This window comes from Desulfosalsimonas propionicica, from assembly GCF_013761005.1.
GTDB lineage: Bacteria > Desulfobacterota > Desulfobacteria > Desulfobacterales > Desulfosalsimonadaceae > Desulfosalsimonas > Desulfosalsimonas propionicica.
This window is the reverse complement of the sequence record NZ_JACDUS010000002.1, coordinates 593,425-601,403: the sequence shown is the minus strand read 5'-3', so window position 1 is coordinate 601,403 and position 7,979 is coordinate 593,425. Positions and strand designations below refer to the sequence as shown.

Annotated in this window: 6 protein-coding genes; 2 read left to right on the top strand and 4 right to left on the bottom strand. The window is 48.0% G+C overall.

Annotated features, from left to right (window positions below):
* Window positions 1–62: 62 nt before the first annotated feature.
* From HNR65_RS06015 to HNR65_RS06000, 4 genes are all read right to left on the bottom strand, one after another.
* Window positions 63–1,043 (bottom strand): ATP-binding protein, encoded by a 981-nt coding sequence (locus HNR65_RS06015; protein ID WP_181550548.1) that lies wholly within the window; start codon window positions 1,041–1,043, stop codon window positions 63–65.
* 28 nt (window positions 1,044–1,071) lie between these two features.
* Window positions 1,072–2,169 carry a class I SAM-dependent methyltransferase gene (locus tag HNR65_RS06010; RefSeq protein ID WP_181550547.1) on the bottom strand — a complete coding sequence of 366 codons (1,098 nt, stop codon included), beginning with the start codon at window positions 2,167–2,169 and terminating at the stop codon, window positions 1,072–1,074.
* Between the two features lie 164 nt (window positions 2,170–2,333).
* Complete coding sequence (locus HNR65_RS06005) at window positions 2,334–4,889, bottom strand: AAA family ATPase (protein ID WP_181550546.1); 2,556 nt, start codon at window positions 4,887–4,889, stop codon at window positions 2,334–2,336.
* A gap of 162 nt (window positions 4,890–5,051) precedes the next feature.
* Complete coding sequence (locus HNR65_RS06000; RefSeq protein ID WP_181550545.1) at window positions 5,052–6,143, bottom strand: PDDEXK family nuclease; 1,092 nt, start codon at window positions 6,141–6,143, stop codon at window positions 5,052–5,054.
* Window positions 6,144–6,323: 180 nt separating this feature from the next.
* Between HNR65_RS06000 and HNR65_RS05995 the strand changes: the two genes are divergently transcribed.
* Window positions 6,324–7,352, top strand: a complete 1,029-nt coding sequence (locus HNR65_RS05995; protein ID WP_435051286.1) for an integron integrase — start codon at window positions 6,324–6,326, stop codon at window positions 7,350–7,352.
* On the top strand, window positions 7,343–7,957 hold the full coding sequence (lexA, locus tag HNR65_RS05990; RefSeq protein ID WP_181550544.1) for a transcriptional repressor LexA: 615 nt from the start codon (window positions 7,343–7,345) through the stop codon (window positions 7,955–7,957). The genes HNR65_RS05995 and lexA overlap by 10 nt, the downstream gene beginning before the upstream one ends.
* Window positions 7,958–7,979 lie beyond the last annotated feature (22 nt).

Here is a 7,979-nt window from a genome sequence, read left to right as displayed (position 1 = left end):
TAGTTGTCCGCTACGAATACCATGCAGAGAATTTCCTTGCTATGGTTCAACTTGCATGCGCTTTAATTTTGTTTCGGTTTTTTTGAGATGGCTTCTATTACCTCCCAGATCGCCTCGGGTGGATAACTAAGATGTTTCAAGCCTTCAGGAGTCCACACCTTAACAGAAGACATCAGTCTTTCTATATTGTGGACAGTTTCTTTTATTAAAGGATATAAAGCTCCCTCAATTGTAATTTGTTCTGCAAGGTGATCTCTCTCTGGATCATCTTCTTTGGTTTCATAACGTGTAATCTTAACTGCACATTTTCTAGGAACCACTACGCTAGGACAAGGGTGAAATAGCAATGCAGCAGCTACTTTTGTTTCCCATGATTTATAATCAAGTAGATTTTGATTGATACAAAATTCTAGCGGATCTGTTTTTGGAGAGTAGTCATCAAGGAATGATAAAAGTTCTTTTGATTCAGAAATTTGTTCGGCTGGGATTTCTTTAATAATCTGATCTTCAAATGAAGTTGCCCCTTTAGCAAAGGAAAGTTGGGTGATTTTTTCAGGATCTTTGATTGGGAGAGATTGCGCGCCATGCCTTTGGTAGACCGTACCATCTGCCGTCTTATGAACTTCGGAGCTTTTTTCAACCAATACACGCAAAGCGTACCCTGGTTTTTCATCACATTTTAAAATCTCGTATTTCAAATCCAGCGATGGTGTGACTTCAAAAATAACTTGTAAGTGACTATTCAAGTCTTCAATCTTGGACGCACCTTGCCATCGTTTGGCTGGATTTGGTTCTTCTTTTTCATCCGCGATGCCAATAATGAATTCACCGCCATCACCATTTGCGTAGGCTACAGCTATTTTTTGCACCTTCGCACCTTTTATGAGAAATGATTTCCTGTCAAAAAAATGAGACTCTTCCCTCGTCGACAAGTCATCAGCTTCATGTGTTTCGATTGATTTTATGTTCATGATATTCCCTTGCGAACGATGAACTGTGCGGCGCGCTTTTTGCGTCCGCACCAGTGACTGGTTCGGTTTCAAGCATATTTAACGCCCTACCGAAATCGGGTTAACGTTTGCCGCATATATAAATTTCAAAAGGGGACCTACTGTCAATATCTACTTCCTTGAAATTCATTATATCCATATAATCCTTTATACGATCGGCAATAGCTGTTGCATAATCTAAATTGGGTTCATATGAGCCTGGAGGAATAAGCCCTTGTAACACTTCACCATTCTTTTTAAGATATAGTACCGGAACTGAGATTATAGCAATGCCACCCTTGCGTAAGACTCTATAAGCTTCATGAACCGCCGCGCGCCTGTCGAATAGAGTTGATTGAAAAGTTCTAAATGACAAATACAGATCAATTGAGCCATTTGGGACTTGGAATAAATTTTCTGCGGAACAGACATAATATTGCATATTTGATAACTTATTTGCCGCATAATTAAGCGCTTCCGGCGATATGTCTACTGCTTTAAATCTTGGTACATTTTTAAAAAGTTCGTAATCTGCATATCCATTTCCAATTCCAACATTAAGAATATCAATATGAGATAGATCATTAATTCCCAAATCCTTAAGAAGATCCCAGAAATATGCCTCCCATTGTTTTAATCCTTCCAATTTAATCTGTGAGATATTTACCAATTTTTCATCTTCTTTTGGTTCAGCATATTTTTTTGTGAAGGCCATTCCCCTTGCGTTTTCCAAAAGGGTGCATGTGCCATTTGATGGTTGATTCGGGTAATAGGTTTTTGTGCAAATTCGTTCCAAATCACTTATCGTTAGCCTATCGCCAATATGTATTCCGTCAATATTTATGCCATTTTTTCTTGCCTCATTTTTAACAATATCTGAAATGGATTGAAGTCTGAATTTTGAATTACTTTCAACCTCTTTTATTTCTTTTGTATCGCTTGTATCAGGTGATTTCCAGAAGCGAACAAATAAAAGGATAACGAAAATAAAAAGAGGAGGTCCTAAATATTGAAGGACTTTTTTGGTGTCTGCAGCAAAAGTTGGTATTTTGAATACACCAAAATCTAAACCCTCAAGATAAGGGCCTATGAGCAAAATAAAACTGAGTGTTAAGACAGCCACGCTAAATTTCTCAGGTAGATTAAAAAATTCGAAAGAATTTCGTTTGTTTTGAGTCATAACACTATGTCTCCAGAATACCGAACGTAGAAAGCCAGGAGCAGCCAGGGCTTCCACTGGCTTGGTTAAAGATGGTTAATGTTCAATTCCCCTCGGTTTGTCAAAAGGCCGCCGGCCCTGGCTGTCACCTGGGCTGACTGGTTGGGCAATGTCTATCACGGTCGTCAAGAAGACCTCATAACAAAGCCGGCTCGCCAGTCCCTTAATGCTTCCATGTCCGCCTTCAGTTCGTCGGGCGCGGGAGGAGCAACTGGGGCTTCATTCGGCTGCGAGTGTTCGTAGCGGGAATACTTCGTCATCAGGTCATCGAAGATCTTGCAGTCCTCCGCCCTGATGCGGGCCAGCTTATCCAGCTTGCCTTGCGTGTTGACGGCTCGCCGGAACCGCTGAACGACATCCGCCAGCAGTTCGCACTCTATCATCCGCTCAAGCAGGATGCGGAAATCGCTGCAGATGGCCTTTGCAAGCGGCGCATAGGTCGCCTGTCCCTCCTCGGCATACGCCCTCCGTGCTTTGGCCAGATGCTCGTTCAGAAGGGCATTGAGAGCCTTGTCCGGTTTCTTCGCAAACAGCGGTGTGTCGCCCGGCTCACCTGTGCCCCAGGGCTCGCATCGGACACAGGTCACCTTGGGTTCGCGTCCCTCGCGCTTGCCGTACTCCTGCAAGAGGACCAGCAGAGAAACCCGATGGGTGAACACGATCACTTGCCGATCCGCAGCCAGACATACCAGCCGTTGTACGACGGCCTCCTCAAAGTTCTGGTCCAACGAAGAGATGGGGTCGTCGAAGACGAATGGTGCGGGCTGCTGCTTTCCGGTCACATCGGCCAGGAAGGCAGCAAGGGATACAATGCGATGCTCGCCCTCGCTCAGCACGTCGGTTGGTGCGCAGGATCTGGCGTTCGCCAGACGCAGTTCGTGAAGAACGTGGCCTCGATCCACTCGCTTCTTCACCAGTTCGACCTTGATCCTTGAAGCTCCAAGAGCTGTCAGTTCATCGCGGAAGCGTTGCACGAAAGCCTCCGTGATCAATGCCTCCGCAAGCTCGCCCTTCTTGCGCGAAAGCCCGCGCGTATCCGTCAGCCGCTTTGCCTTCTCCAAGCGGTCAACGGCCTGAAGCCTTTCGATCTCCGACTTGACGGCATCGCGCTGGTCGGAAAGCCACTTCCTCGCTTTGAGTTCGCGCAGCTGGCTCTGAAGTTGCGGCCGCGTATCGGACGCCGCGTCTTCCTGGCATTTCTTCGCAGCCTCGGCGTATTCGTTCGCCTTCCTCTTTGCTTCCTGGAGCCAGGGGGTGCAATCCGGAGCATCAGGCAGGGCATCTTCCGATTCGACCTCAAGCAGCTTGGCCTTGCGTTGCCGGAGGGCCTCCACGGAAGCGACCATGGGGGGCATATCCCCTTCGTAGGTCAATCCTGCTGCGTCGCATTGCGTCTTGATTGCTTGGTTGGTCGGGATGTCCTCGATAGCGGTCATCGCATCTTCGAGGGCCTTCTCCGCCTCCTTCGCGTCATTCTCAGCCTGCCCTTTGACGAACTCCTCAAAGGATGCGAGGCGTTGCCGTGCACCATCTGACAAGTGTTGATGGCAGAGCACGCATTTGGCATCGGAAGCAAGATGCGGAAATGTCTGGCCAGGATAGGCGTGGCCCTCGGAGTATTGGCGCGCGTGCTCCCACAGGAGCTTCCAAGCATCCGTTCCGACACCCTCCAGGGGAGCTCCGGAAAATACCTTGGTGGCGGCGGCTTGCGCGGCCTCACGCTTGATGAGCTTGTCCTTTTTAAGCTTCAGGATGCGACGGCAGTTCTCATCAGAAAGCTTCGAAAGATGGTCTTCAATTCCACGGACCATGTCCTCCACATGCTTCTTTTTCGCAAGCAACTCTTTGGCTCGGTCGGAGGGTGCTTTCTCTGCCAGACGTCTTTCCAGTTCGGCAACGGACCTATCGTTCTCCGCGTCCCATTTCGTGTGCGTGGCAACATCTGCATCTGGAGTCGTCGCGCTCAGGCACGAGTACCATTTGCCCGCCGCCGTATCGCCGAACTCCGAAGGCATCTGAGGTTTCTTTGACGAGTGCCTTCCCAGCTTGCTGTCAATGCGTCCCGCGATTTGCTCGCAGACGGCTATCAGGTCGGAAAAGAAGAGCAGCGCGGACGGTTCATAGGTGACCTCGCTTTCGCTCTCCAGATACGTCCGGCCGCACTCGGTGTCGAAGACGTCCACGGGGCGAAGGTCTTCAATAACGTCGTCGCTGGTACTCCAGGATGCCTGTCGCTCCTGGTTATCGATGCTGTACTTAATATCTGCCGACTGCGCAGCCCCACCTTCCACAAAAACGTTCGGATGCAGCGCGCCAGGGTTGCGTGCACCACAAACATGCTTCAGGATGCGGACGTAGCCGGACTTGCCTGAGCCGTTGCCGCCGTACACGATGGCCATATTGTCCGATCCAAAGTCAAGCGCGATACGGGGTGCAAGCGCATTGATCCCCTCCACGTTGCCAATCCCGCATAGGTGTAGTGCAGACGCAGTCTGCGCATGGAAAGCATCAGCAGGGAGGGTCATCGACGGCGCTGGGTTTCCCCCATCAACCTCCTGCAAACACTTGTCGAGAAGCGTATCAACGTCCTCCTCCGATAGACGGCCTTTCGTGAAGAGGCGGTTGGCCGCTTCTTGGAGCCACTTTGGGCGATTTCCGAACCATGTGTTGATGTTGTCCATCACGTTGTTCCTTGATCACGCCATACAGCTTCAGCTATGAGTTATCTTTCCATACCCTGTGACGGCCTTCAGTTGCCCAACGAAGCCATCACCGGCAGGAATGTAGCGCAGCGGAATTCCTGTCCGAGTGAATGGCATGGTTGTGTGACGATTCCTATCATATTAGCCGGTAACTTCCTCAAGAGTTAAGGTATTATCTTGTACTTCATAATCGACGAGCCTAACAACCTTGTACCCAAAAGCACTATTCAGCATTTCAGTGGAATCAATAAATTCTTGATCGAAAGATTTCGCTACAACAAATGAATCAACTGCTCGCACATCGCCTTTAGCACGATTTTGAACAATCCAATCTCTGTATTTTAAGACTTGATTAACAGGACAACCAGGAGTACCTATTTGGCCTTCATAACTATCTTTTTTTAATTCAATCACTACATGGCGAAATATATTTTCATTCGTTCTTTGATAACCATAAATATCCATAAAATCCAAATAAAAGCTTGGTATTGCATTGGCTACGAAGCTTAATTCCCCAAATATTTGCTGTGCTTCGGGGTTACCATGGCGCAGCATTTTTATAATCGCACCCTCCAATTGCTTTTCATTTTCGAGCATATCATCATAAGTTGAGAAAGACGGAGATACAATATCCCAATCCCCAAGATCACACGGATCAATTATTCTATCTGAGGTCTTTCCTCTATTGTCTCTCTGAAAAAGCTTAATTATTGGTGGCAATTCAGCAATGTCTAATGGCTTAACTGTCTTTGCCTTGTCATTATATTTAAAGCGTTCTGGAATTGTCCAAAGATCTCCTCTAAATTTCAAATCGAATACATCTCTATGGCTAATCCCCTTTTCAAAGTAAAGCTCTGGATAATTTTCTACTGCGCAACTCCAATAATAATCGCCGTCAGGAAAATCTACGCCTTCCGTATGGTACCAACCGCCTTCAGGATAGTATGAGAGAGTGGAAGAGCGATAACAATCTGGGATATCGGGACTTTCCATAAAACATGTTGTTGCTCTGAAAGCACCATAGATATTATCATTAATCACTTGTACAAAAATAATATCTCCTTCTTTAACTCTGCAAAGGTCAGCAACCATATCAACAGTGCTTTTCCAACGTGGAGATCGATTATTGTTGTTTGTAGGTACAATCGGACCACAAAACACTTCACCCCCATCAAGCATCTTCTGAAAAGTATCGAAATCCTGTGCAGTTACTAAATGAACTTGTGGTTCCATAGGTTCTCACTCCGTGTTCACACAACGATGATTAGATGCCCGAGAAGGCGTAAAATAACAGGCCTCTTCGGCATGTATATTGGAATATGGTTCATTTTTTGAGCATAATACCACTATCTACAGTGATATTCAAAACTTTTTCTTGCAATAAAAATCCGGATATTTTAAGAATAAGTCAACATGAACAAATGTTCATTATCAGGTTCAAGCGTCTTTTCATTAAAGGGTAGAGGAGGGGGCATGCAGCAGCCAAAGCTTTTGGATCAGGTCAGAAACCTTATCCGTTCCAAACATTACAGTATAAGGACGGAAGAAACTTATGTGAATTGGGTACGAAAGTTTATATTGTTTCATGGCAAAAAGCACCCTAAGGATATGGGCGAAAAAGAGATCAGCGCTTTTCTTACACATCTGGCCGTTAACAGAAACGTGGCGGCTTCTACTCAGAACCAGGCATTTAACGCTCTTTTGTTTTTGTATCGAAATGTCCTTGGAATTGAATTCGGAGAATTAAAGGATGTGCAGAGAGCCAAGAAGTCCCGTAAGCTGCCGGTTGTATTTACCAAGGATGAAATCCGGCAGATTATAACTCAACTGGAAGGATATAAGTGGATAATGGCTCAGTGTATGTACGGCGCCGGGCTTAGGGTCATGGAATGTGTACGATTGCGGGTAAAAGACATTGATTTCGGATACGGGCAGGTTCTTGTAAGAGACGGTAAGGGTGCAAAGGATCGGGTTACCATGTTGCCGGAAGTTTTGAAGGAACCGTTAAAGCTTCACCTGGAAAAGGTGAAGTCTGTTCATGACAGGGATCTGAAGGCCGGTTTTGGTTCGGTTTACCTTCCGTTTGCGCTTGAAAGAAAATATAAAAACGCGGATCGCAGCTGGGCCTGGCAATATGTGTTTCCGGCAACAAAGAGAGCAATCGATCCAAGAACCAAGGTGGAAAGGCGGCATCACATAGCGGAATCCGTTATACAGAGAGGCATTAAGCAGGCGATACGCAACGCTGGCATACCGAAAACCGGCAATTGCCATGCTCTGCGCCACAGCTTTGCCACGCATCTGCTGGAGGCGGGTTATGATATCCGCACGGTGCAGGAGTTGCTGGGCCACAAGGATGTGTCCACCACCATGATTTACACCCATGTTTTAAACCGGGGCGGCAAAGGGGTCAAAAGTCCGGGGGATATGCTATGGCGCTGACGCCGCGGCAGGAAAGCGTTTACCGGGCGATCTGCGATTATCACAAAAAGTATGGGTATTCGCCGAGTGTTCGGGAGATTTGCGAAAAACTGGGATTGGCCGGCCCGGCCGGGGTGCACCGGATTCTTGGCGTGCTGGAAGAAAAGGGCGTGATCCACTCTGCGGCGGGCAAAAAGCGATCATGGGTGCCGGTGGTGCCGGAAAGCGGGCAGGGCATGCCGGTGGCCGGCACCATTGCCGCGGGAAAGCCCCTGGATGTATGGGACCGGCCGGATGAGCGCATTGGTGTTGACCCGATGATTTACGGAAGCGAGGATTGTTTTGCTTTGCGGGTGGTTGGCGATTCCATGATCGGGGCCCATATTCTGGACGGGGATCTGGCGGTGATCCGGCCGCGGGCGGATGTGGATGACGGCCGGATTGCGGCCGTGCTGGTGGACGGGATTTTGCCCGAGGCTGCGTTGAAAATAGTGCGAAAAAAGCGAAATACCCTGGAGCTGCATTCGGCCAACCCGGCCTATAAGCCCATGCGGTTTTACGGGCAGAGAAAAAACCGGGTCACCATTGTGGGTTTATACGTGGGACTGATCCGGCAAGGCGGATGATGACAGCGGCCATGCGGGGCTT